This is a genomic window from Pseudomonas sp. SDO5532_S415, from assembly GCF_054071155.1.
This window is the reverse complement of record NZ_JBSVWS010000009.1, coordinates 20,484-42,571: the sequence shown is the minus strand read 5'-3', so window position 1 is coordinate 42,571 and position 22,088 is coordinate 20,484. Positions and strand designations below refer to the sequence as shown.

The following is a 22,088-nucleotide window of genomic DNA, read 5'->3' as shown; positions in this document are numbered from 1 at the left end:
CATTGCCACCGCCCTGTCATAAACCGTCGCGATACTGGCGCCTGTTTTTAGAGCGCCGGGTTATAGCCCGGCCACTGTTTTCCGTCCATCAATGGTCGGTTGTGCCCGGGATGGCTCAGTCATCCACTCTCATCTTCGGAGATTGATATGCGTCTTGCTTCCACGAAAACTGCGGCAGCCCTGTGTGGTGGTCTGTTGCTGGCCATGAGTGTTCCTGCCAGCGCCGCAGTCGACGCCAAACTGCTCGACATGCTCAAGGCTAACGGCTCGATTACCAACGCGCAGTACAGCGAACTGCAAGCCGAGCTGGCCAGGGATCAGAAAGAACAGCAAATCGCCCGCCAGGCTCAGCAAGAGACCAACGAGCAGATCGCGGCCACCGCGAAGAAAACCAACGAACTGAGCACCTTCGACCAGAAACTGGCCTGGGCTGCCAAGACCCAATTCAAGGGCGACGTGCGTTTCCGTCAGGAAACCATCAAGAACGACGGCGTCTCCAATAACAAAGACTCGGATCGCCAACGCATTCGTGCCCGTCTGGGTGCCTACACGGAGATCAACTCCCAGGTCGACACCGGTATCCGTATCGCTACCGGCAGCAGCGACGACGCCCGCTCCACCAACCAGGACCTGAACAACTACTTCGACAAGAAGCAGATCTGGCTGGACCAGGGTTACGTGGATTACCACCCCGACGCCATCAAGAATCTGCACCTGATCGGCGGCAAGATGCCACAACCATGGGTAAGCATGGGCGACATCATCTGGGATAGCGACATCAACCCGGAAGGTCTGGCAGTCACTTACAAATACCCGTTGGGCGGCTCCACCGAGTTGTTCGGTAGCGCCGGTCACTACACCCTCAAGGACAACGTCGACGGCGAAGGCGTGCAGTTCAAGCACGACCTGCGTCTTTACGCCGGCCAGTTGGGCGCACGCTTCGCCATCACCGACAACCTGAAAATGACGTTGGGTGGCAGCATCTACGCCTACGACAACGACCAGGACAGCGCCTGCCCTACCTCCGGCACCGTCACCGCGCCATGCGCACTGGCCGTCAATGGCAACAGCCCGGGCGAGCAGTTCAAACTGTACGAAGGCTTTGGTCAGATCGACATCGGCGGCCTGCCAATGCCGCTGTCGTTGTACGGTCAAGTCGTCAACAACGACGATGCCAGCAACGACCAGGACATGGGCTGGTTGGCCGGTGTCAAAACCAAGGTCTATGGCTTCGGTCTGGATTACAACTACCGCGATGTACAGCGTAACGCCGTTGTGGGTGCGTTCACCGACTCCGACTTCGCCAACGGCTTCACCGGTTCGCGCGGCAGCAAGCTGAAAGTGAGCTACGAGCTGGACAAGAACTTCACCCTGGGTGCGACGTACTTCATGGCGAACTCCGACTACACCAACGCCACCCTCAAGGATTCGGACATCAACACCCTGCAACTGGATGCCGAAGCCAAGTTCTGATTGACCCCGCTACACGACTCGGGCAAGGAAGCCCGAGCCGCTTTTACAGCCTGGCGTTGGTCTGACGGTCCCCATCATCCGTCCGCCGGACCAACGCGAGTCTGTATTCCTGCCCTCTCGCAATCCCTCCTCGAATCAGCGACGGTCTTCGACCCGGGCCTGACTCTTGCTCCAGTCGGTCAACAAACTGTACGCCACCGCCAGCAACGTCGGACCGATGAACAATCCGATGAAACCGAACGCGATCAAACCGCCAAACACCCCCAGCAGCACGATCACCAACGGCAAGTTCCCGCCGCGACTGATCAGGTACGGCTTGAGCACGTTGTCCACGCCGCTGATGATGAATGTGCCCCAGATCCCGAGGAACACCGCCATCCCGTACTCGCCTTGCCAGACCAGCCAGGCCGTGGCCGGAATCCACACCAGCGGCGGCCCCATGGGAATCAGGCTGAGCAGGAACGTCACGATACCGAGTACCAGCGCCCCCGGCACCCCGGCAATCAGGAACCCGGTCAACGCCAATACCGCCTGGGCCGCCGCCGTGCCGATCACCCCGTTAACGACGCGCTGCACCGTGCCCGCCACCAGTTCGATGTAGTACCCTGCACGCTTGCCGATCAGGCGCTCCAGCAGGCTATGAACAAACGCCGCCAACCGTGGCCCGTCACGATAGAAAAAGAACACGAAGACAATGCTCAAGGTCAGTTCGAGAATGCCGCCGCCGATCTGCGCACTGCGCGCCAGCAACCAGTTACCGACCTGCCCGAAATAGGGCTTGAGTGACACCATCATCGCCGCACCCTGCTGGTCGATGCTGTTCCAGATCCCCATCAGACGCCCGCCCACCAACGGAATACCGCCCAGCCAGTCCGGCGCTTCCGGCAGGCCATCCATCTGCACATCCTTGATGAACGCCACGGCATCACGTACATGATCCGCCAGGTTGAATCCCAGCCACACCAGTGGCGCCGCCACCAGCACCATCCAGCCCACGGTCAACACTGCTGCCGCCAGGGACTCGCGACCATTGAGCCAGCGGGTCAGCAGGCGCATCAGCGGCCAACTGGCGAACGCCAGCACCGCCCCCCAGAATAGCGCCGACCAGAACGGTGCCATCACCCAGAAGCTCGCGCCAAACAGCACCAGGAGCAGGATCTGCACCAACAGCCGATCGTTATTGATCATTTGAAATCTCGAATAAATCAGTCAGCAAAAGAGTAGGCGAACGCTTCGATACGCGTTCGCCCGATAAAGCTTATCGCAACAGTTGGATGTGCAGGCCAGAGCCTTCGATGCTACCGGTTTCCAGTCGCGCGGCACGCACGCCCTGTTCGATCAGCGCCTGACGCCAGGCTTCGGCAGTCGGACCGGAAACACTGACCCTCAGCGTCGTGTCCAGGTTCAAGCCACGGGAGATCAAGCGCAACCAGGTGTCATCGGGTGCACTGGTCAGCTTGGGGAAGTCGAGTTCGCCAGTGCTTTTGAGTTCACGCAGCAAAGTCGCGGACGTCGGCCGCAAATCGCCCAGAGGTGCCGCAGCCTCGAACTGTTCGACATGCAGATAAGCTTTGCGATTGCCGCGCGTGATGCTGTAGAGCGCCACCAGCGTGTTGTCCTTCGGCGCCGCCAGACGCAACAGCAGGTACGCCTGCTCATTATCCGAGCCATAGAGCTTGGCGTTGCCAAACACCTCATTGGCCCACAGGCTGCTTTCGCCGCAATCGCGGGCCTGGCACCAGAACAGCAACTGGGCGTCCTGCTTCTGCAAGGCTTCGCGGGCAGCGGTGAAAGCTTGCGTCGCCGAATGCTCCGGTGGCAGTTCATAAGTCACCGAGGTGGCGTTGCCACGGGCGCTGACCTGGCCATCGAAGCGCAACTGGCCGCTGATCTTGCGGATCGAACCCAGGGGATAAATCCGCTCAAGTTCGGTCGCCGGGCGATAGTCGACGATTTGCGCATCGACCATGCGCGGCACGATCGGCAGGTCCTGACTGCCTGGAATATCAGCAGCAAACAACAAGGGACTGAAACTGCACAGCGCCAGCAGACTGAGAGAACGCATCGATAGACTCATCGGATCAGCATGGCCTGGGCACCCTTGACGACGCTTTCGTCATCGGTGCGTTCAGGAATCAGCAACCCGCGCTGCACCGCCGGCCGCGCCTCCATGGTTGCCATCCAGCGCTGCAACGCCGTCAGACCATCCACCGGAACACCGGACCACTCGTAGCCACGCACCCAGGGGAACGTCGCAATATCGGCAATGCTGTACTCGCCGGCAAGATACTCAACGTCTTGCAGACGCGTATCGAGCACTTCGTAGAGGCGCCGGGTTTCATGTTGATAGCGGTCGATGGCGCCCTGGAGTTTTTCCGGGAAGTAACGGAAAAACACGTTGGCCTGCCCCTGCATCGGGCCGATCCCGCCCATCTGGAACATCAGCCACTGCAACGCCACCGAGCGCCCCTTGGGGTCGGCGGGCAACAGTTTGCCGGTCATTTCAGCGAGGTAAATCAGGATGGCGCCGGATTCGAACACGGCGAAATCGCCGTTGGCGCGGTCGACAATCGCCGGAATCCGGCCGTTGGGGTTGATCTTGAGGAAGTCCGGGGACTTCTGTTCCTTTTTGTCGAAACTCAACGCGTGCACCGTATAAGGCAAGCCGAGTTCCTCGAGCACGATAGAGACCTTGTGGCCATTCGGGGTCGCAGCGGTGTACAGATCTATCATGGTTGTCTCCCATTTCAACCCGCCCAGCCTCGACAGTTGCCCGGCGCAAGTCAAGGAACGGCGAAAAACCGATTGAAACAGTCTGCGACAAGATCGGCACCGGACTCGTCATTCAGGTGCAAATGATGGCCACCTGGCAGCTGTTCACGGCTAAAGGGTAGACGCTCCAGCAATTCGGGGTGTTTGGCGAGCATGCCGTCGGCAGCCACCACCAGTTTTGCAGGACAACTGATGCGCTGGACGAAGGCCATGGCCTGTTCAGTGGTCAGGCGTAGCGGCGATGGCAGTGTGAGACGGTTGTCGGTGCGCCAGGTGTAACCTCCCGGCACCGGCATCAAGCCACGCTGGGCCAGTAACTCCGCGGCTTCGCGACTGACCGCCACCAAGCCCTTCATGCGCGCCTCGATGGCCCGTTCGAGCGTGTTGTAGACCGGCTTGCGTTTTTCCCGCAAATCCAGCTGCGCCTGCAGGGCCATGCCCATGCGTTCGGCAGCATTTTCGCCTTTGTCTGTAGGAGGAATGACGCCGTCGATCAACGCCAGATGTGTGACCCGATCCGGCAGCGAACCGGCGATGATCAAGGAAGCGATCGCCCCCATGGAATGCCCCATCAGCGCAAATCGGCGCAAGCCAAGCTGTTCGGCGACTTGCAGCACATCGTGTGCGTAGTCCCACATGGCGTAGCCGGCGCCGCTCGGGCGATGCCCGGAATGACCGTGACCGGCCATGTCCAGGGCAATGATGCGCAGGCCTTTGAGCTTCGGTGCCAGCCGGGCGAAACTGTTGGCGTTGTCGAGCCAGCCGTGCAAGGCAATCACCGGCAAACCGTCTTCGGGACCGAACAGGTGTGCCGCCAGCTCGATGTGCGGCAGGCTCAGGCGAACCTCTTCGACGACGCTGCTCATGCGCAGTCCTGTTGGCGACCGTCCCAGCGACTGAACAGGTTCTTCAACATCGCGGCAGTATCCTGAGGGCGTTCGAGGGGAAACATATGACCACCGGGCATGGTCAGGGCTTCGCCGAGCGGCATGCGCCCGACCGAACTGGCGTGATGACGCATCACCACCCTGCTCTTGTGCCCGCGAACCACCGCCAGCGGCACTTTCAACTGCCGGGCACGGCCCGGGCTGGTGTGGGGCACGCCCCGATAGATGCTGATTTCCGTGGCCGGATCGAAGCGCAGGCGCAGCTTGTCGCCAACCTGCTGCAAACCGTATTGCAGGTAAGCATCGAAACAGTCCGGGTCGAAACCGCGAAACAGGGTTTTACCGGCGAAATAGCGACGGGCGCTTTCGAGGTCGGCGAATTCTTCGCGTCGTCCCAGCGTACGGCCAGCGGGCGTCAGCTTGTCGATGAAGCCCAAGCGCTTGGCGGCACGGATCACCCACTGATCGGCACGGGTCAATACCGGCGAATCGAGCATCACCACCCCGCGATACAGCTCGGGGCAACGCAACGCGGCATGCAGGTGCAGCACACCACCGAAGGAATGGCCGACGCCCCACACCGGTTCGGCTTGCTGGCGCAGGTGATGGATCAGCTCATCCACCAGGTTGTACCAATTGTCGTCCGCCGGGAAACGCGGGTCATGGGCGTGCTGCTCCAGATGCGTCACCTGATACTCGGGCGCCAGCGCCGCGAACAACTTGCCGTAGGTGCCCGAAGGGAATCCATTGGCATGGGCGAAAAATATCTGTTGCGACATAACCGGCAAATCCATGAGCGAAAACAGGTGTTGATTGTCCGTAAGACCGCGTCCTGCGGCAATGACCGTAACTGACAGGAATGATGACAGTCCGGTCATGCGAATGCCGATCCTTGTACTGTAGGAGCGAGCTCGCTCGCGATGGATTCAAGAACGCCGCGGGGTACCAGGCTCCCCGGGTTTTCGTTAACGACCATCGCGAGCAAGCTCGCTCCTACAGGGCTTCGTTGGTCAGCGCGCCGGCGGATTCTCACCCAACGGCACCACCGCCATGGTCAACCGCGAGACGCAACTGGCCTTGCCTTCGTCGCTGGTCAAACGGATATCCCAGACATGGGTCGTGCGGCCGATGTGGATCGGCCTGGCCACTGCCGTCACCCTTCCACTGCGCAGGCCGCGAAGATGGTTGGCGTTGATTTCCAGGCCCACGCAGTAAAACTTGCTGGAGTCGATGCACAGGAAACTGGCCATGGAACCGACGGTCTCGGCCAGCACCACCGAGGCACCGCCATGCAGCAAGCCGTAAGGCTGATGGGTGCGGTGATCGATGACCATGCTCGCGGTCAAAGAATCGTCATCGACGGCTTCGAAACGGATATCCAGCACTTCGCCGATGGTGTTTTTCTGGAAAGCATTCAACTGTTCGATGTTGGGAAGGGTGCGCCACAGACTCATCGCCGATTTTCCTTGTTGGTTTTGTTCGTGTCTCAATCCTGCCACAGCACCACTTCGCTGCGCTCGCTCCATTCTTCGAAGCGGGCACCATAGGCCGCTTCGATCACATTGCGCTTGATCTTCAGGGTCGGCGTGAGGAAGCCGTTTTCCACGGCCCAACTGTCCTTGACCACCACCAGCCGCCGCAAGCGCTCGTGCTTATCAAGGGCCGCGTTGACCTCTTCCAGCAGTTTCTCCAGGCTCGAATGCAAGCCGGCGCGCGCCGTACCGCCCGCGTCCTGCTGCCCCACCGCAGACAGTACGCACAGGCCAAGCGGCGCACTCAAGCCGTCGCCGACCACACATACCTGCTCGATACGCGAATGCACCGCCAAGCGATTTTCGATGGGTGCCGGCGCCACGTATTTGCCTTTGCTGGTCTTGAAGATTTCTTTCAGGCGCCCGGTCAGGCGCAGGTTGCCTTCAACGTCTTCTTCACCTTTGTCGCCGGTGCGCAGGAAACCGTCCTCGGTGATGGTCTCGGCGGTTTTCTGCGGATCCTTGAAGTACCCGAGCATGGTCGCGCCGCTGCGCACCTGTACCTCACCCGACTCATCGATTCGTACTTCGACTTCCGGGCAGGGCTTGCCGATCCAGCCTTCCTTGTACTGACCCGGCAGGCAGATGTGCGAATAGCCGCAACTTTCGGTCATGCCGTAGACCTCCAGCACGTCGAGCCCAAGCTTCTGATACCAGCGCAACAACGTCAGCGGCACTGGCGCGGCGCCGGACAACGCCACGCGCAAGGCATCGAGCCCCAGCCCGGCGAGGACTTTGTGCCCGACGCGCTTGCCGATGATCGGCAGGCCGAGCAGGAAGTCGAGGCGTTTTGCCGCAATCTTGCTGTACACCCCCATCTGGAATTTGGTCCAGATGCGCGGCACACCAAACATCGCCGTCGGCCGGGCGCGCCGCAGATCGTCGAGGAAGGTGTCGAGACTTTCGGCAAAGAACACGGTTTGTCCAGTGTAGATCGACGCCAGTTCGACGAACATTCGCTCGGCAACATGACAAAGAGGCAGATAAGACAGCAGTCGGTCCGACTCACTCAGGCCGAACAGTTGCGTGCCGCGGGTGGTGGCGAATCCCAGGGTGCCGAAGCTGTGCATCACCCCTTTGGGCATGCCGGTGGTGCCGGAGGTGTAGATGATGGTCGCCAGTTGATCGGCGCCGGGTTTCGGGTCGTCCTGGATCGGCGTGCTGTGTTGCAGATCGGCCCAGCTGAAATCGAAGTCGCCCGGTGGATGCAACGGCAGGCTGATGGTCACCAGGTCCGGGCTGACCCCACGGGACATGCCGGGCCAGTCATCGAGTTTGCCGATAAAGGCTAGCGCCGCTTCCGAATGTTCCAGCACTTGGGACACGGACTCGGCGGTAAGGTTCGGGTACAGCGGCACCGAGACATGCCCGGCCATCCAGATCGCCAGGTCAGCAATGATCCAGTGCGCACAGTTTTTCGAGATCAGGGCGATGTGACTGCCCTGGGGCAGTTCCCGCGACCGCAGCCAGTGCGCCGCGCAGCGGGCCTGATGACCGACGTCGGCCCAGGTCAGTGTCTCGACCTGTCCGCCGCCGATGGGCTGGACCAGAAAGCGTTGACGGGGGTGACGGGCCTCACGCTCGTAGAACACGTCCAGCGGCAAACGGAAAGCAGCAGACATGCGACTCGCTCCTTTTTTTTGTTGTGGAGCAAGCGTAGCTAACCAAGCAAGTGCTTGGTTAGCTATTTCATACAATTTTTTTCAAACACTGATCTCCCCTGTGGGAGCGAGCCTGCTCGCGAAAGCGGCGTGTCAGGCTACATTGATGGCGACTGACACTCCCTCATCGCGGGCAGGCTCGCTCCCACAGTGATCGGTCTTTTTCAGGGGAGGTAGGGAACCCTGAAGCTGAGTTAAGGATGCTTGATGCTGTTGAGCTTCATCGCCCCGATCAGCAGTTCATTGCTTTCCAGTTCGGCCAGGCCGGCGGTGCTGAGCCTCTCCGGTGGATGACCTGCACCATGTTGCAGGTAACTGAGCAGATGCCCTACCAGCGGATTATGAGAAACCAGCAGCACATTGGTCACCGACTTCAGCTGGTCGGTAACCCTGTCGGGATCGAAATCCGGGGTCAGCCACTCAACGGTGCGAATCTCCGGTTCGAAACCCAAGGTGTCTTTTACCAGTTGCGCAGTCTGCTGCGCTCGCATGTAGGGACTGGCATAAATCGCTGTCAGCGGCTGACCAATCAGGTTGGCGGCGGCACGCAGTACTTCTTCACGACCATTGGCAGTCAGTTCCCGCTCCGAATCGTGGGGCTTGGAACCGTGTGGCTCGGCTTCACCATGACGCAATACCCAGAGTTTCATAGCTTGGGTTCCTCATCTCGGGCCGGATGCGGGGCGGGTGCCACGACGTGCGGCGCTTCACCTTCCGGCGTACGCGGCGCTGGCCAATCGGCGAACGGCCAAGGCTTCTGGTCGCTGTGAAAACTGCCGAAACGACCGATCTGCGCCAGAAACTGGCTCAGACTGTCGCCGAAGTTCATCAGGCTGGCGCTCGGGGCGCCATAGATCAAACGATAGATCAACTGCACCAGCACCAAGGCGCCAAGGATGAATTGCGCCACTTGCCAGACCAGCACAAAAACGATCATCCACAACACCCGCAGCAGGATGGACTCGTATTTGGCTTCTACTTTTTGATCGCTCATGTTTCGCTCCGTTCCTGTTGCGTTGAGGGCTCAGTTGAAGCCGCTGGTGGAAATAAAGTCGACGTCGGTTTTCGGTTCGCCGCGCATCAGCAGCCCGATCACCTGCTCAAGCGTGCGCCCTTCGAACAGGATCGCGTGCAGCCCGGCGACCAGCGGCATGTACACGCCCACTTCCTGGGCCTTGGCCTTGAGTACCTTGAGGGTGTTCACGCCTTCGGCCACTTCGCCCAGACGGTTGACCGCCTCTTCCAGGCTCAGCCCCTGGCCGAGGGCAAACCCGACTTGATAGTTACGGCTTTTGGGCGATGAGCAGGTCACGATCAAGTCACCCACGCCCGCCAGACCGAGGAAAGTCATCGGGTTGGCGCCCTGATTCACCGCGAAGCGGGTCATTTCCGCCAGAGCCCGGGTGATCAGCATGCTCTTGGTGTTTTCGCCCATGCCCATTGCCACCGCCATGCCGGCGATGATTGCGTAGACGTTTTTCAACGCCCCGCCCAGCTCCACGCCGAAACGGTCGCCGCTGGCGTACACACGAAAGGTACGGCCATGCAGCACGGCTTGAACCCGTTCGCAGAGTTCTTCGTCTTCACTGGCGACCACCGTGGCGGTCAGCGCGTGCTCGGCGATTTCACGGGCCAGATTCGGCCCCGACAACACGCCGATACGTGCTTGCGGGGCGATCTCTTCGAGGATCTGGCTCATCAGTTTGAAGGTGTGGGCTTCGATGCCCTTGGTCAGGCTCACCAGTAGCTTGCCGCTCAGCCGTTCGGCATGTGGCGCCAGCACCGAGCGCAATGCGCTGGACGGCAATGCGACGAAACTCAGGTCGCAGGCCTCCAGGGTGGCTTGCAGGTCGGTGACCGCGGTCACGCCCGGCAAAATCTTGATGCCTTTGAGATACCGCGGGTTCTCGCGGTTGACCCGGATGGCCTCGGCCTGTTCGGGGTCACGCATCCACTGCAGGACCTGATGTCCGTTTTCAGCCAGCAGGTTAGCCACGGCGGTACCAAAACTTCCGCCTCCCAGGACCGCAATCGGGCGCTGTTCAGTCATATGCAATCCGTTAATCCATACCAGTGGCGATGTCGGCATTATACGGAGCGCCCCAGTGGCGGCCAGCCCCCGCGTCAATTACCCGCGCACAAGCATAGAAGTCCGATAAAACCGAGGAAAGTGCTGACATCGTGACTGGAAAAGTCATTCAGCTCGGTTAACATGCGCGCCAACAATTAATAACAAGGATGTGTTGTGCCATTGGGTTCGCCTTCACCCCGCTCGCCGTTGGTACTGGCGCTGGTCTTCAGCTCGCCATTGCTGGCCGACGATCTGTTCCTCGACAGCGATCCGCTGCCGCAAGTGCTCACGGCCACGCGCCTGAAACAGTCGCCGGCCGCCGTGCCGGGGAGCATGACGGTGATCGACAATGCCCTGATCAACGCCAGCGGTGCCCGCGACATCGGCGAAGTGCTGCGGCTGGTGCCGGGCATGATGGTCGGCAACATCAGCGGCAATCAGGCGGTGGTGAACTATCACGGGACCAATGCCACCGAAGCGCGACGCATGCAGGTCTTGATCGATGGTCGTTCGGTCTACCGTGCCGGCCTGTCCACGGTGGACTGGAGCGATATTCCGGTGGCCATGGAAGACATCGAGCGCATCGAGGTTTTCCGCGGCCCGAACACCGTCAGCTATGGCGCCAATGCGCTGATGGCGGTGGTCAACATCATCACGCGCAATCCGGCCGACAGCCACGGTACGCGGATGAAAGTCACTCGAGGCCAACGCGGCATCAACGACTTTTATGCCAGCCAGGGCGTGGGATGGGATGACGGCGACTTGCGCCTGTCGCTGTCCGGCCAGCAGGATGATGGCTTCGACACCGATCGCAACGGCGCCGATTACCGCGACAGTCGCCGCCTGAACCGCTTCAACCTGGCCGTCAGTCAGGCACTCAACGAGCGGCAAAGCATCGATTGGCAATTGAACGCCAAGGAAGGCAGCAACCAGCGGCCTTATACCTACCGACCGGTGTTTTCCGGGATTACCAGTTCCGGAAACAATTCCGACGTCACCGCCAAGGACTACGCCGGCTCGCTGCGCTGGAACTTCGACATCAATCCCGATCACAGCCTGTACATCCAGGGCTCGGCGCAGCATTGGGATCGACAGCAAACCTGGCGCGCCTGTGATGCCGAAGTGTCGTTCAGCCCGCAGCTGACCGAACTCTGGCAGCTCAACCCGAACTACACCGAGCGTCTGGCACGCAACATCGAGCGTTTCACCGGTCCCGGTGCACCCGCCGGCGGTCCCGGCCAGCAGGCATTGGCCAACCAGGTACTCGACCAATGGCGCAACGGCGCCCGGCAGACGGTTTGCGGCGACATCGACCAGAGCACCCGGGAGACACGCTACGACCTCGAACTGCAGGACACCCTGAGCCTGTCCGATAGCCTGCGCCTGGTCAGCGGCTTGAACTATCGTTACGACCGTGCAGACTCCGAGACCTACTTCAATGGCACCCTCGATGACACCACCTGGCGTGCATTCGGCCAGCTCGAATGGCGTGCCAGTGAACACTGGTTGCTGCAAGGCGGCGCCATGTTCGAAGACACGCAGTTGATCGGCAGCTCGCTGACCCCGAGGGTGGCGGTCAATTACCTGATCAACCCGCGCCACGGTTTGCGCGCGGTGTATTCCGAAGCTATCCGTTCGCCGGACATGTTCGAGAACAGCGTCAACTGGAGTTACCAGGTCACCAACCTGCAACCCGCTGCCTATGGCCAGTCCAGCGCCCGCTATTTCGTCAAGACCCGCGGCCCTGGTGACCTTGATCAAGAACACATGCGATCGCGGGAACTGGGCTACAACGGCTATTTTGCCGAGGGGGGGCTGGCGATCGATGTGAAGCTGTTCCATGACGAAATCACCGGCATGATCAGCGAACCGCTGCGCAACAATCAGTTCATCGCCAGTAACAGCAACACGGCGCGCTTTTCGGGTGCCGAAACCCAACTCGACTGGAGAATCGGCAATACCGATCGATTGCGCCTGACCTATGCCTACGTCGATGCCGACGCAAGCGATCCCCAAGACGCACGACAGACCGCGCGCAACAGCGGTTCCGCCGGCTGGATGCGGGACTGGGGCCATGGCTGGAACACTGCACTTTTCTACTATGGCGACGATGCACTCAATGGCTACCGCTTCGAGCGGGTCGACGCCCGCATCGCCAAACGTATCGGCCTGGGCAAGGCCAGCCTGGAACTGGCCGGCGTGCTCCAGCAACGCCTCGATCATCAGCCTACCACTTTCGTCGACAACAACTACGATGAGCGTCGGGTGATGTACTTCAGTGCGGAGCTGGCGTTTTAAATGGCACATTGTCCGCCACGCAAGACGCCAGGCATTGGTCGCCTGCTGGCGATGCTGTGCCTGGTGGTCAGCGGTTGGCTGGGCAGCCTGTCGGCCAATGCCGCGGAGATTCTATTGACGGGTGCCGAAGACAGTCCCGGCGTGCAAACCTTCGTCCAGGCCCTGCGCGAATTGCGCCCTGGCGATCGCGTACGCTTCCAGCCGTTGGCCGACCTGCCGTCACCGGGAAAACTGTCGGACGACATCCGCTTGATTCTGCTCGACTTGCCGAGCCTCGATTGGCGCCTGCAAGACGACCAAGGCCCGGCGACACTGGTGTTGCGCATCAGCCGCCTGCAAGCTCGACAACACCTGGGCGACAATCTGCCCGAGCACCTGAGCCTGCTCTGGAGCGACCCGCCGCTGGAGCGTCAATTGCGCCTGACCCGACTGCTCCTGCCCCAAGTTAAACGGGTCGGCGTGCTGTACGACGAACACAGCGAGTTTCTATTGAAAGAACTGCGCCGGGCCGCTCATCCCCTTGGGCTTGAAGTGGTTACCGAGCGTTGGGACAACATCCACGACAGCCGTCCATTGCAAACCTTGCTGAACAACAGCGATGTGCTGCTGGGCCTGGATGACCCCGATCTGTACAACCCGAAAACCGCCAAAAACCTGCTGCTCAGCAGTTACTCACGACAACGGGCACTGATCGGCCCCAACGCCGGCTTCGTCAGAGCCGGGAGCCTGGCCAGCACCTACAGCGATCAGAACGACTGGCTGACCATTCTCGATGAATTGCTCGACTTGCCACCCTCGACCTGGCCGCGCACGTACTACCCGCTTCGCTTCAAAGTCTCAAGCAACCCGCAGGTGGCTCGTTCATTAGGTATTGAACAGATAAACGAAGCGTCTGTCGCAACACTGTTGGCTGAAAGAGAACGCCGCCCATGACCTTCCGCCGCCGTTGGGACATCAACACCCGGACCCAGCTCATCAGCCTCGGCCCTGCCCTGCTGCTGACATTGCTGTTGATCAGCTTCTTTACCTTTGTGCGAATCCAGGATCTGCGCCAGGAGCTCAACCACACCGGGCAACTCATCGCCAACCAATTGGCCCCGGCCACCGAATACGGGGTGATTTCCGGCAACAACGAAGTGCTGGAAAGCTTGCTCAAGGCCACACTGGCCACGCCCAACGTACGCTTCCTGGAAATCCAGGACAGTGCCAACCGGATTCTGGTGTATGTCGAACAACCGTCGGCCAACCACGCCCGCCCGCATCAGGTCGAAGTGTTCCAGGCGCCGGTGCGATTGCAGCGGATCCCCCTGCACAACGATTTCTTCCAGAACAACAAGGTCGCCACCAACGCCCCCGCCGAGGACTATCTGGGCCGGGTGATCGTCGGCCTGTCCAACGATGCGTTCAGTCAGCGCCAGCAGGAGATCCTGTTCAAGGCCGCGATCCTGGCCCTGTTCGCCCTGCTGTTTACCTTCATCCTCGCCCGGCGCCTGGCGGGCAGCCTGTCGCAACCGATCCGCGACATCGGCAACGCGGTCAAGGCAATCCAGGACGGCGACTACAAAACGCCGCTGCCCATTGTCGATGACACCGAGCTGGGTGCACTGTCGCAGCACATCAATAACCTCGCCAGCGGCCTCGAACAGGCCAGCCGCGAACAGCACCAGGCCATGGCACAGTTGATCCAGACCCGCGAAGAAGCGGAAAAGGCCAACAAGGCCAAGTCCGACTTCCTCGCGATGATGAGCCACGAACTGCGCACGCCGATGAATGGCGTGCTGGGCATGCTTCAGTTGCTTGAGACCACGGATATGACGCCGGAGCAGGTCGAATACGCGGCGCTGGCTTCGGAGTCCACCGAGCATTTGCTCAAAGTCATCAACGACATTCTGGATTTCTCGCGCATCGAACGTTCGGAACTGGAGCTGGAGCACATTCCGTTCAACCTCGCCGACCTGATCGGCGCCTGTGCGCAGTCATTCCAGCACAGCGCGGCCCAACGCGGCCTGGATCTGCAATTGCACATTCCGGAGGATATGCGGGAGTTGCAGGTGCAAGGCGATCCGACACGAATCCGGCAGATTCTGGTCAACCTGATCGGCAACGCGCTGAAATTTACCGAGCAGGGCCGTGTGTCCATCGAACCGCAGTGGCAGTCACTGGATCACGAATTGTTGTGGTTCACCTGTACCGTGCGCGACAGCGGAATCGGCATTGCGGCCGAGAGCCTGGAATTGATGTTCAACGCGTTTCAACAGGCCGACAGTTCTATTTCAAGACGTTACGGCGGCACCGGCCTGGGCCTGCCGATTGCCCGCACCCTGGCCGAACGCATGGGTGGTACCCTGCGAGCGCAGAGCGAAGAAGGTCGTGGCTCGGTGTTCACGCTGGAAATCCCGCTGGCGATTTATCAGCAGCCACTGCCGGTGCTGACGCCGCGAGCGCCCACCGGTAATGATGATGGCGAAGGTCGCAATGTGTTGCTGGTCGAGGACAACCCGGTCAATCAGACGGTCATCGAAGCCATGTTGCGCAGCCTGGGCTTTACTGTCAGCGTCGCCGCCGATGGCGCGCAGGCGGTGCGCAGTGCCGAGACCCTGATTTTCGAAGCGATCCTGATGGACTGCCGATTACCGGTCATCGATGGTTACGAGGCCACCCGGCAGATTCGCCAGCTGCCCGGTTGCACCGACTTGCCGATCATCGCCCTGACCGCCAATGCCCTGCAGGGGGATCGCGAAGCCTGTTTGTCGGCGGGGATGAACGATTACCTGGCCAAGCCCTTCAAACGTACTGATCTTCAGCAAATTCTGCAGCGTTGGGTGCAGTAGTACAGGCCTTTCGAGCATCTGCGACTGGCGTGAAAGGCGAAAGTGCGGCAGTCTTAGGCACCCGAACAGGCCCGAAAAGGGGCTTGAATAAAAATTTCAGTGCACAAGTGTACATTCATGTCCTTGGTGCTGTGACTTTCACCACAACGCAATAGTCTATGAGTAGGCTGCCGGTTCGAGGCATGAACGCTTCGATCGGCCGGGAAGATTTGCCCCACCTGCCGCATGGGACTATTGAGGAGCTCGCATGACCAAACAAAACGCCTTTACCCGGGAAGACCTGCTGCGCTGCAGTCGCGGTGAGCTGTTCGGCCCAGGTAACGCGCAACTGCCCGCCCCGAACATGCTGATGGTTGATCGCATCACCCTGATCAGCGAAGAGGGTGGCAAGTACGGCAAAGGTGAATTGGTCGCCGAGCTGGATATCACTCCGGACCTGTGGTTCTTCGCCTGCCACTTCGAAGGCGATCCGGTGATGCCGGGCTGCCTGGGCCTCGACGCCATGTGGCAACTGGTCGGCTTCTTCCTCGGTTGGCAAGGCCTGCCAGGCCGCGGTCGCGCCCTGGGTTCGGGCGAAGTGAAATTCTTCGGCCAGGTCCTGCCGACCGCCAAGAAAGTCACCTATAACATTCATATCAAGCGCGTCCTCAAGGGCAAGCTGAACCTGGCCATCGCCGACGGTTCGGTCACTGTCGACGGTCGCGAAATCTACACCGCCGAAGGCCTCCGGGTCGGCGTGTTCACCTCCACTGACAACTTCTAAGGGTTATTCGCATGCGCCGCGTCGTTATCACTGGTCTGGGCATTGTTTCGTGCCTGGGCAATGACAAAGAGACCGTCTCCGCTAACCTGCGTGCAAGCCGCCCTGGCATCCGGTTCAACCCGGAATATGCCGAAATGGGTCTGCGTAGCCAGGTTTCCGGCTCCATTGACCTCAACCTTGAAGAACTGATCGATCGCAAGATCTATCGCTTCGTCGGCCACGCGGCGGCTTACGCCTACCTGGCCATGAAAGACGCCATCACTGACTCCGGCCTGACCGAAGAGCAGGTTTCCAACCCGCGTACCGGCCTGATCGCCGGTTCCGGTGGCGCCTCCACGCTGAACCAGATGGAAGCGCTGGACATCCTGCGCGAGAAAGGCGTCAAGCGCGTCGGCCCATACCGTGTAACGCGGACCATGAGCAGCACCGTTTCCGCTTGCCTGGCCACCCCGTTCAAGATCAAGGGCCTGAACTACTCCATCGCCTCTGCCTGCGCCACCAGTGCTCACTGCATCGGTACCGCTATGGAACAGATCCAGATGGGCAAGCAGGACATCGTATTTGCCGGCGGCGGTGAAGAAGAACACTGGAGCCAGTCGTTCCTGTTCGACGCCATGGGCGCCCTGTCCAGCAAGCGCAACGACACCCCGCAACAAGCCTCCCGTGCCTACGATGCCGACCGTGACGGTTTCGTCATCGCTGGCGGCGGCGGCATGGTCGTGGTCGAGGAGCTGGAACACGCTCTGGCCCGTGGCGCGAAGATCTACGCGGAAATCGTCGGCTACGGCGCGACCTCCGACGGCTACGACATGGTTGCCCCAAGTGGCGAAGGCGCGATCCGCTGCATGCAGCAGGCGCTGTCCACCGTCGACACCCCGATCGACTACCTGAACACCCACGGCACCTCGACCCCGGTCGGCGACGTCGCGGAAATGAAAGGTGTGCGTGAAGTGTTCGGCGACAAGGCTCCGGCCATCAGCTCCACCAAGAGCCTGTCGGGTCACTCCCTGGGCGCCGCCGGCGTTCACGAAGCGATCTACTGCATGCTGATGATGGAAGGCAACTTCATTGCCGGCTCCGCCAACATCGATGAGCTGGACCCTGAAGTGGCCGACCTGCCGGTACTGACCAAGACCCAGGAAAACGCCAAGATCGATACCGTGATGAGCAACAGCTTCGGTTTCGGTGGCACCAACGCCACCCTGGTACTGAAGCGCTGGCAGGGTAAGTAATACCCCGCCGCTGAGCCGCACATGAAAACGCCCCGACTGGTTCGGGGCGTTTTTTTTCGTCCTCCAAAAACGCAAAAACCTGTGGGAGCGAGCCGGCTCCGGGCGGCGCCCCGACGAACGCGCTGTGTCAGGCGACATTGATGTTGAAGGTACCGGCCTCTTCGCGAGCAGGCTCGCTCCCACAGGGTCGTGTTTTGCCCGCAGATCTTCGGCAAGAACATGAAGCTTTTGTCATGAAACCAAACGCCCTGCGACTGAATGCCACGGATTTCGCGGGCTGCAGGACTGTTTCCATTTTTGCAAAAAACCCTATCCAAACTCAGTCGTTTACTTAGCAGGCTAACAAAACCTATAACAGAGTCCTGCACACGCCTTGCTGCAGATAACAGAGATTGGAGCTAGCAGATGACTGTAAAAGTAACTGAACGCGACGATTCACACATGTCCCATGAAGGCGTAGCCGCCGGTGTACGGATCTGGGATGTGTACCAACAGGACCTGCTGGTCGGGATGTTCCATTCCGAGAAAGACGCCCACAACTACAAGGCCGAACTGGAAGTTCTGGAGCAGCAACGAGCGCTACGCTCCGCGTAGGAGCGAGCTTGCTCGTGATGGACTCAAGAGCGCTGCGCTTAGCCAGTAAACACGCGTAATCGTTAACGACCATCGCGAGCAAGCTAGCTCCTACACAAAACCACATCCATGACGGGGTTTGTCGTTGTAGCCGTCCTCAGCGGTTTACCACATCAGATCATCAGGGATCTGGTACGCCGCGTACGGATCGTCCTCGGCGCTGACCTCTTCGGTCTTGACGTTCATCTGCACGATGCGCTGCGGATCGCGCTCCTGGATCTTCAGGGCTGCTTCACGCGGGATCACTTCATAACCGCCGGCGTGATGCACGATGGCCAATGATCCATTGCTGAGCTTGTTGCGCATCAGCGTGTTGACCGAGAGGCGCTTGACCTTCTTGTCGTCGACGAAGTTGTAGTAGTCCTCGGTCGTCAACTTCGGCAGGCGTGTAGCTTCGATCAATTGCTTGACCTGCGCGGCACGGGCCTTGGCCTCGGCTTTTTCCTGCTGCTGGCGGTTGAGCTCCTGATCGCGCTTGACCTTCTCGGCCATGGCTTCCTGGGCGGCACGCTGCTGGGAATCATCCAGTTCGATCTGACCTTTGTGGGCCAGGCGCTGCTGTTTCTGCTTTTCTTTGCTGACCTGCTTGGCCTGCTTCTGGTTGACCAGCCCTGCTTTGAGCAACTGGTCGCGAAGGGAAATGCTCATGGTGCTTATTACTCACTTAGGCAACTGCTCAACCGCAGCTGGGCACATTCTTTTCCTGACGTTTGGCTTCGCCCCATAGGGCGTCCAACTCTTCGAGGGTGCAATCTTCCATGGGACGGTGGGTGTCGCGCAATGCCTGTTCGATAAAACGGAAGCGTCGTTCGAACTTGCTGTTGGCGCCACGCAGCGCAGTTTCCGGGTCGACCTTGAGGTGTCGCGCCAGATTGACCACGGAAAACAGCAGATCGCCGACCTCATCGGCAATCGCCGTCGGGTCGTTGTCGGCCATCGCTTCGAGTATTTCATCGAGCTCTTCACGGACCTTGTCCAGCACCGGCAGCGCATCGGGCCAGTCGAAACCGACTTGCCCTGCACGCTTTTGTAACTTGGCCGAGCGGGACAACGCCGGCAACGCGGCGGGGACGTCATCGAGCAAGGACAGTTGTTGCGGAGCGTCGGATTTCTCCGCGCGCTCTTCGGCCTTGATCTCTTCCCAACGCTGCTTGACCTGTTCTTCACTCAGACGCGGCACATCCAGCGGCGCGTACAGATCGCCGGTGGGGAACACATGGGGATGACGACGGATCAGCTTGCGGGTGATGCTGTCGACCACACCGTCGAATTCGAAGCGCCCTTCCTCCCGCGCCAGCTGGCTGTAATAAACCACCTGGAACAGCAGATCGCCCAGCTCACCTTGCAGGTGATCGAAGTCACCGCGCTCGATGGCGTCGGCGACTTCGTAGGCTTCTTCAAGGGTATGCGGGACGATGGTGGCGTAGGTTTGCTTGATGTCCCACGGGCAGCCGAACTGCGGGTCGCGCAGGCGGTTCATCAGGTGCAGCAGGTCTTCAAGGCTGTACATCGGTCACTCTCACTGCAAAACCCTTGTGGGAGCGAGCAGGCTCCGGGCGGCGTTCCGACGAAAGCGGTATGTCAGACAACATTGATGTCGGCTGGCACTCCCTCTTCGCGAGCAGGCTCGCTCCCACATTGGATCGGCGCCAATCATCATGGGGTACGGTTACGCCGCGTTTCGATGATGTTCGGCAATTGGGAAATTCGCCCCAGCAACCGCCCCAGCGCATCCAGCCCCGGAATCTCGATGGTCAGGGACATCAACGCGGTGTTGTCTTCCTTGTTCGAGCGGGTGTTGACCGCCAGCACGTTGATCCGCTCGTTGAGCAGCACTTGGGAAACGTCACGCAGCAGTCCCGAACGGTCGTAGGCACGGATGATGATGTCCACTGGATAGGTGAGCACCGGCACCGGTCCCCAACTGACCTGGATGATCCGCTCCGGCTCGCGCCCGGCCAGTTGCAGCACCGAGGCGCAATCCTGGCGGTGAATGCTCACGCCACGGCCCTGGGTGATGTAACCGACGATCGCATCCCCCGGCAGCGGCTGGCAGCAGCCCGCCATCTGGGTCATCAGGTTGCCGACGCCCTGGATCTGGATGTCGCCACGCTTGCCCGGCTTGTAACCGGTGGCCTTGCGCGGAATCAGTTCCAGCTGTTCATTGCCGCGCTCCGGTTCGACCAGTTGCTGCGCCAGATTGACCAGTTGCGCCAGGCGCAAGTCGCCGGCACCGAGCGCGGCAAACATGTCCTCGGCGGTTTTCATGTTGGCCTTGTCGGCCAGCTTGTCGAAATCCACCGCCGGCAGACCGAGGCGATTGAGCTCACGCTCAAGCAGGGTTTTACCGGCAGCAACGTTCTGGTCGCGCGCCTGCAACTTGAACCAGTGAACGATCTTCGCCCGTGCCCGCGAGGTGGTGACGTAACCCAGGTTCGGGTTCAGCCAGTCGCGGCTCGGCGTGCCGTGCTTGCTGGTGATGATCTCGACCTGTTCACCGGTTTGCAGGCTGTAGTTGAGCGGCACGATGCGCCCGTTGATCTTGGCGCCGCGGCAGTTGTGACCGATTTCGGTATGCACGCGGTAGGCGAAGTCCAGCGGCGTCGCGCCCTTCGGCAAGTCGATGGCGTGACCGTCCGGCGTGAAGATGTAGACGCGATCAGGTTCGATATCGACTCGCAGCTGTTCCGCCAGACCACCAATGTCGCCCAGCTCTTCATGCCACTCGAGCACCTGACGCAGCCAGGAAATTTTCTCTTCGTAGTGATTGGAGCCGGACTTGACGTCGGTGCCCTTGTAGCGCCAATGCGCGCAAACACCCAGCTCCGCTTCCTCGTGCATCGCGTGGGTACGGATCTGCACTTCCAGCACCTTACCCTCGGGTCCGATCACCGCCGTGTGCAGCGAGCGGTAGCCGTTCTCTTTCGGGTTGGCGATGTAGTCGTCGAACTCTTTGGGGATGTGCCGCCACAAGGTGTGGACGATGCCGAGCGCGGTGTAGCAGTCGCGCATTTCCGGCACCAGCACGCGAACGGCGCGCACGTCGTAGATCTGGCTGAACTCCAGACCCTTGCGCTGCATTTTGCGCCAGATCGAATAGATGTGTTTGGCCCGGCCGCTGATGTCGGCCTCGACACCGGTGGCCTGCAATTCGTTTTTCAGTTGGCTCATCACGTCGCTGATGAAGCGCTCGCGATCCAGTCGCCGCTCGTGGAGCAACTTGGCGATCTGCTTGTACTGGTCAGGCTCCAGGTAACGGAAGGACAAGTCCTCCAGTTCCCATTTGATGTGACCGATACCCAGGCGATGGGCCAGTGGCGCGTAAATGTCGAACACTTCGCGGGCCACGCGGTTGCGCTTTTCGTCATCGGCGGTTTTCACCGCACGGATCGCGCAGGTGCGTTCGGCCAGTTTGATCAGGGCGACGCGCACGTCGTCGACCATGGCCACCAGCATCTTGCGCAGGTTTTCCACCTGGCCCTGGGTGCCCAGCACCAGGGATTTACGCGGGCTCAGGCTGTCGCTGATCGCCGCCATGCGCTGCACGCCGTCGATGAGCTTGGCCACCACCGGACCGAAGCGCTGGCTGACCGCCGGCAACTGGATCTGGCCTTCGCGCACACCCCGGTAGAGGACCGCGGCGACCAGCGAATCCTGATCGAGTTTGAGGTCGGCGAGGATCTCGGCGATTTCAAGGCCGGTGCGGAAACTCGAGTTGCCTTCGGACCACAAATTCTTTGCCGCATTGGCTTGTTGTTCCGCCTCGCGAGCGTACTCGCAGGCTTCCTTCAAGGCTTCGCGATCCAGTGCCAGATCGACACTGACCGCATGATCGAGCCAAGCCTCGAGATTGATACTGCCGTCGGTGTTGATCGGCTGGTGTGCTCTCACCTGTACCATCTTGCTTACCTTCCCTACGACGCAGATTCAATGCG

The 22,088-nt window shown here is 60.4% G+C and carries 20 protein-coding genes; 7 read left to right on the top strand and 13 right to left on the bottom strand.

The window, feature by feature from the left end:
- Positions 1-147 precede the first annotated feature (147 nt).
- The gene (locus ACW9HW_RS05130; protein WP_095195753.1) at positions 148-1,473 is read left to right on the top strand and encodes a putative porin; all 1,326 of its coding nucleotides are present in this window, start codon (positions 148-150) and stop codon (positions 1,471-1,473) included.
- A gap of 135 nt (positions 1,474-1,608) precedes the next feature.
- Here ACW9HW_RS05130 and ACW9HW_RS05125 read toward each other — a convergent pair whose 3' ends face one another.
- The 10 genes from ACW9HW_RS05125 to ACW9HW_RS05080 all read right to left on the bottom strand — a co-directional run bounded on the left by ACW9HW_RS05125 (position 1,609) and on the right by ACW9HW_RS05080 (position 10,375).
- Positions 1,609-2,661: an AI-2E family transporter gene (locus ACW9HW_RS05125; RefSeq protein WP_095195754.1), complete on the bottom strand. Its 1,053-nt coding sequence runs from the start codon at positions 2,659-2,661 to the stop codon at positions 1,609-1,611.
- Between the two features lie 70 nt (positions 2,662-2,731).
- A complete protein-coding gene (locus ACW9HW_RS05120) occupies positions 2,732-3,538 on the bottom strand; it encodes a DUF4892 domain-containing protein (protein WP_095195755.1) in 807 nt (268 codons plus the stop codon).
- Between the two features lie 8 nt (positions 3,539-3,546).
- Positions 3,547-4,206 (bottom strand): glutathione S-transferase family protein, encoded by a 660-nt coding sequence (locus tag ACW9HW_RS05115; protein ID WP_095195756.1) that lies wholly within the window; start codon positions 4,204-4,206, stop codon positions 3,547-3,549.
- A gap of 50 nt (positions 4,207-4,256) precedes the next feature.
- Positions 4,257-5,111 (bottom strand): alpha/beta hydrolase, encoded by an 855-nt coding sequence (locus tag ACW9HW_RS05110; protein WP_457398781.1) that lies wholly within the window; start codon positions 5,109-5,111, stop codon positions 4,257-4,259.
- Positions 5,108-5,911 (bottom strand): alpha/beta fold hydrolase, encoded by an 804-nt coding sequence (locus tag ACW9HW_RS05105; RefSeq protein ID WP_095195758.1) that lies wholly within the window; start codon positions 5,909-5,911, stop codon positions 5,108-5,110. Before ACW9HW_RS05105 ends, ACW9HW_RS05110 begins: the two co-directional genes overlap by 4 nt.
- 231 nt (positions 5,912-6,142) lie before the next feature.
- Positions 6,143-6,586, bottom strand: coding sequence for a hotdog fold thioesterase (locus ACW9HW_RS05100; RefSeq protein ID WP_095195759.1), 444 nt, complete (start codon positions 6,584-6,586; stop codon positions 6,143-6,145).
- 32 nt (positions 6,587-6,618) lie between these two features.
- Complete coding sequence (locus tag ACW9HW_RS05095; RefSeq protein WP_457398779.1) at positions 6,619-8,286, bottom strand: AMP-binding protein; 1,668 nt, start codon at positions 8,284-8,286, stop codon at positions 6,619-6,621.
- 233 nt (positions 8,287-8,519) lie between these two features.
- Positions 8,520-8,975: a phosphohistidine phosphatase SixA gene (gene sixA / locus ACW9HW_RS05090; protein ID WP_457398777.1), complete on the bottom strand. Its 456-nt coding sequence runs from the start codon at positions 8,973-8,975 to the stop codon at positions 8,520-8,522.
- Positions 8,972-9,319: a DUF4389 domain-containing protein gene (locus ACW9HW_RS05085; protein ID WP_095195762.1), complete on the bottom strand. Its 348-nt coding sequence runs from the start codon at positions 9,317-9,319 to the stop codon at positions 8,972-8,974. Before ACW9HW_RS05085 ends, sixA begins: the two co-directional genes overlap by 4 nt.
- Before the next feature lie 30 nt (positions 9,320-9,349).
- The gene (locus ACW9HW_RS05080; RefSeq protein ID WP_137805345.1) at positions 9,350-10,375 is read right to left on the bottom strand and encodes an NAD(P)H-dependent glycerol-3-phosphate dehydrogenase; all 1,026 of its coding nucleotides are present in this window, start codon (positions 10,373-10,375) and stop codon (positions 9,350-9,352) included.
- A 195-nt stretch (positions 10,376-10,570) separates the two neighbouring features.
- On the opposite strand from ACW9HW_RS05080, the gene ACW9HW_RS05075 reads away from it, so the two are divergent.
- The 6 genes from ACW9HW_RS05075 to ACW9HW_RS05050 all read left to right on the top strand — a co-directional run bounded on the left by ACW9HW_RS05075 (position 10,571) and on the right by ACW9HW_RS05050 (position 18,114).
- Positions 10,571-12,694: a TonB-dependent receptor plug domain-containing protein gene (locus ACW9HW_RS05075; RefSeq protein ID WP_457398775.1), complete on the top strand. Its 2,124-nt coding sequence runs from the start codon at positions 10,571-10,573 to the stop codon at positions 12,692-12,694.
- A complete protein-coding gene (locus ACW9HW_RS05070) occupies positions 12,695-13,627 on the top strand; it encodes an ABC transporter substrate-binding protein (RefSeq protein WP_457398774.1) in 933 nt (310 codons plus the stop codon).
- Positions 13,624-15,525, top strand: coding sequence for an ATP-binding protein (locus ACW9HW_RS05065; protein ID WP_095195766.1), 1,902 nt, complete (start codon positions 13,624-13,626; stop codon positions 15,523-15,525). Before ACW9HW_RS05070 ends, ACW9HW_RS05065 begins: the two co-directional genes overlap by 4 nt.
- Before the next feature lie 247 nt (positions 15,526-15,772).
- On the top strand, positions 15,773-16,288 hold the full coding sequence (gene fabA / locus ACW9HW_RS05060; RefSeq protein WP_003179264.1) for a 3-hydroxyacyl-[acyl-carrier-protein] dehydratase FabA: 516 nt from the start codon (positions 15,773-15,775) through the stop codon (positions 16,286-16,288).
- Between the two features lie 11 nt (positions 16,289-16,299).
- Positions 16,300-17,520, top strand: a complete 1,221-nt coding sequence (fabB, locus tag ACW9HW_RS05055) for a beta-ketoacyl-ACP synthase I (RefSeq protein ID WP_095195768.1) — start codon at positions 16,300-16,302, stop codon at positions 17,518-17,520.
- Between the two features lie 405 nt (positions 17,521-17,925).
- Complete coding sequence (locus ACW9HW_RS05050; protein ID WP_095195769.1) at positions 17,926-18,114, top strand: hypothetical protein; 189 nt, start codon at positions 17,926-17,928, stop codon at positions 18,112-18,114.
- Between the two features lie 144 nt (positions 18,115-18,258).
- Here the strand turns inward: ACW9HW_RS05050 and ACW9HW_RS05045 are convergent, their stop codons facing one another.
- From ACW9HW_RS05045 to relA, 3 genes are all read right to left on the bottom strand, one after another.
- Positions 18,259-18,801 carry a DUF2058 domain-containing protein gene (locus tag ACW9HW_RS05045; RefSeq protein ID WP_095195770.1) on the bottom strand — a complete coding sequence of 181 codons (543 nt, stop codon included), beginning with the start codon at positions 18,799-18,801 and terminating at the stop codon, positions 18,259-18,261.
- A 28-nt stretch (positions 18,802-18,829) separates the two neighbouring features.
- Positions 18,830-19,663, bottom strand: coding sequence for a nucleoside triphosphate pyrophosphohydrolase (gene mazG / locus ACW9HW_RS05040; RefSeq protein ID WP_095195771.1), 834 nt, complete (start codon positions 19,661-19,663; stop codon positions 18,830-18,832).
- A gap of 146 nt (positions 19,664-19,809) precedes the next feature.
- The gene (gene relA, locus ACW9HW_RS05035) at positions 19,810-22,053 is read right to left on the bottom strand and encodes a GTP diphosphokinase (protein WP_095195772.1); all 2,244 of its coding nucleotides are present in this window, start codon (positions 22,051-22,053) and stop codon (positions 19,810-19,812) included.
- Positions 22,054-22,088 lie beyond the last annotated feature (35 nt).

Bases quoted from the DNA above. Each gene is read 5' to 3' on its own strand.
- ACW9HW_RS05130 (WP_095195753.1), top strand. From the start codon at position 148: ATGCGTCTTGCTTCCACGAAAACTGCGGCAGCCCTGTGTGGTGGTCTG.
- ACW9HW_RS05125 (WP_095195754.1), bottom strand. From the start codon at position 2,661: ATGATCAATAACGATCGGCTGTTGGTGCAGATCCTGCTCCTGGTGCTG.
- ACW9HW_RS05120 (WP_095195755.1), bottom strand. From the start codon at position 3,538: ATGCGTTCTCTCAGTCTGCTGGCGCTGTGCAGTTTCAGTCCCTTGTTG.
- ACW9HW_RS05115 (WP_095195756.1), bottom strand. From the start codon at position 4,206: ATGATAGATCTGTACACCGCTGCGACCCCGAATGGCCACAAGGTCTCT.
- ACW9HW_RS05110 (WP_457398781.1), bottom strand. From the start codon at position 5,111: ATGAGCAGCGTCGTCGAAGAGGTTCGCCTGAGCCTGCCGCACATCGAG.
- ACW9HW_RS05105 (WP_095195758.1), bottom strand. From the start codon at position 5,911: ATGTCGCAACAGATATTTTTCGCCCATGCCAATGGATTCCCTTCGGGC.
- ACW9HW_RS05100 (WP_095195759.1), bottom strand. From the start codon at position 6,586: ATGAGTCTGTGGCGCACCCTTCCCAACATCGAACAGTTGAATGCTTTC.
- ACW9HW_RS05095 (WP_457398779.1), bottom strand. From the start codon at position 8,286: ATGTCTGCTGCTTTCCGTTTGCCGCTGGACGTGTTCTACGAGCGTGAG.
- sixA (WP_457398777.1), bottom strand. From the start codon at position 8,975: ATGAAACTCTGGGTATTGCGTCATGGTGAAGCCGAGCCACACGGTTCC.
- ACW9HW_RS05085 (WP_095195762.1), bottom strand. From the start codon at position 9,319: ATGAGCGATCAAAAAGTAGAAGCCAAATACGAGTCCATCCTGCTGCGG.
- ACW9HW_RS05080 (WP_137805345.1), bottom strand. From the start codon at position 10,375: ATGACTGAACAGCGCCCGATTGCGGTCCTGGGAGGCGGAAGTTTTGGT.
- ACW9HW_RS05070 (WP_457398774.1), top strand. From the start codon at position 12,695: ATGGCACATTGTCCGCCACGCAAGACGCCAGGCATTGGTCGCCTGCTG.
- ACW9HW_RS05065 (WP_095195766.1), top strand. From the start codon at position 13,624: ATGACCTTCCGCCGCCGTTGGGACATCAACACCCGGACCCAGCTCATC.
- fabA (WP_003179264.1), top strand. From the start codon at position 15,773: ATGACCAAACAAAACGCCTTTACCCGGGAAGACCTGCTGCGCTGCAGT.
- fabB (WP_095195768.1), top strand. From the start codon at position 16,300: ATGCGCCGCGTCGTTATCACTGGTCTGGGCATTGTTTCGTGCCTGGGC.
- ACW9HW_RS05050 (WP_095195769.1), top strand. From the start codon at position 17,926: ATGACTGTAAAAGTAACTGAACGCGACGATTCACACATGTCCCATGAA.
- ACW9HW_RS05045 (WP_095195770.1), bottom strand. From the start codon at position 18,801: ATGAGCATTTCCCTTCGCGACCAGTTGCTCAAAGCAGGGCTGGTCAAC.
- mazG (WP_095195771.1), bottom strand. From the start codon at position 19,663: ATGTACAGCCTTGAAGACCTGCTGCACCTGATGAACCGCCTGCGCGAC.
- relA (WP_095195772.1), bottom strand. From the start codon at position 22,053: ATGGTACAGGTGAGAGCACACCAGCCGATCAACACCGACGGCAGTATC.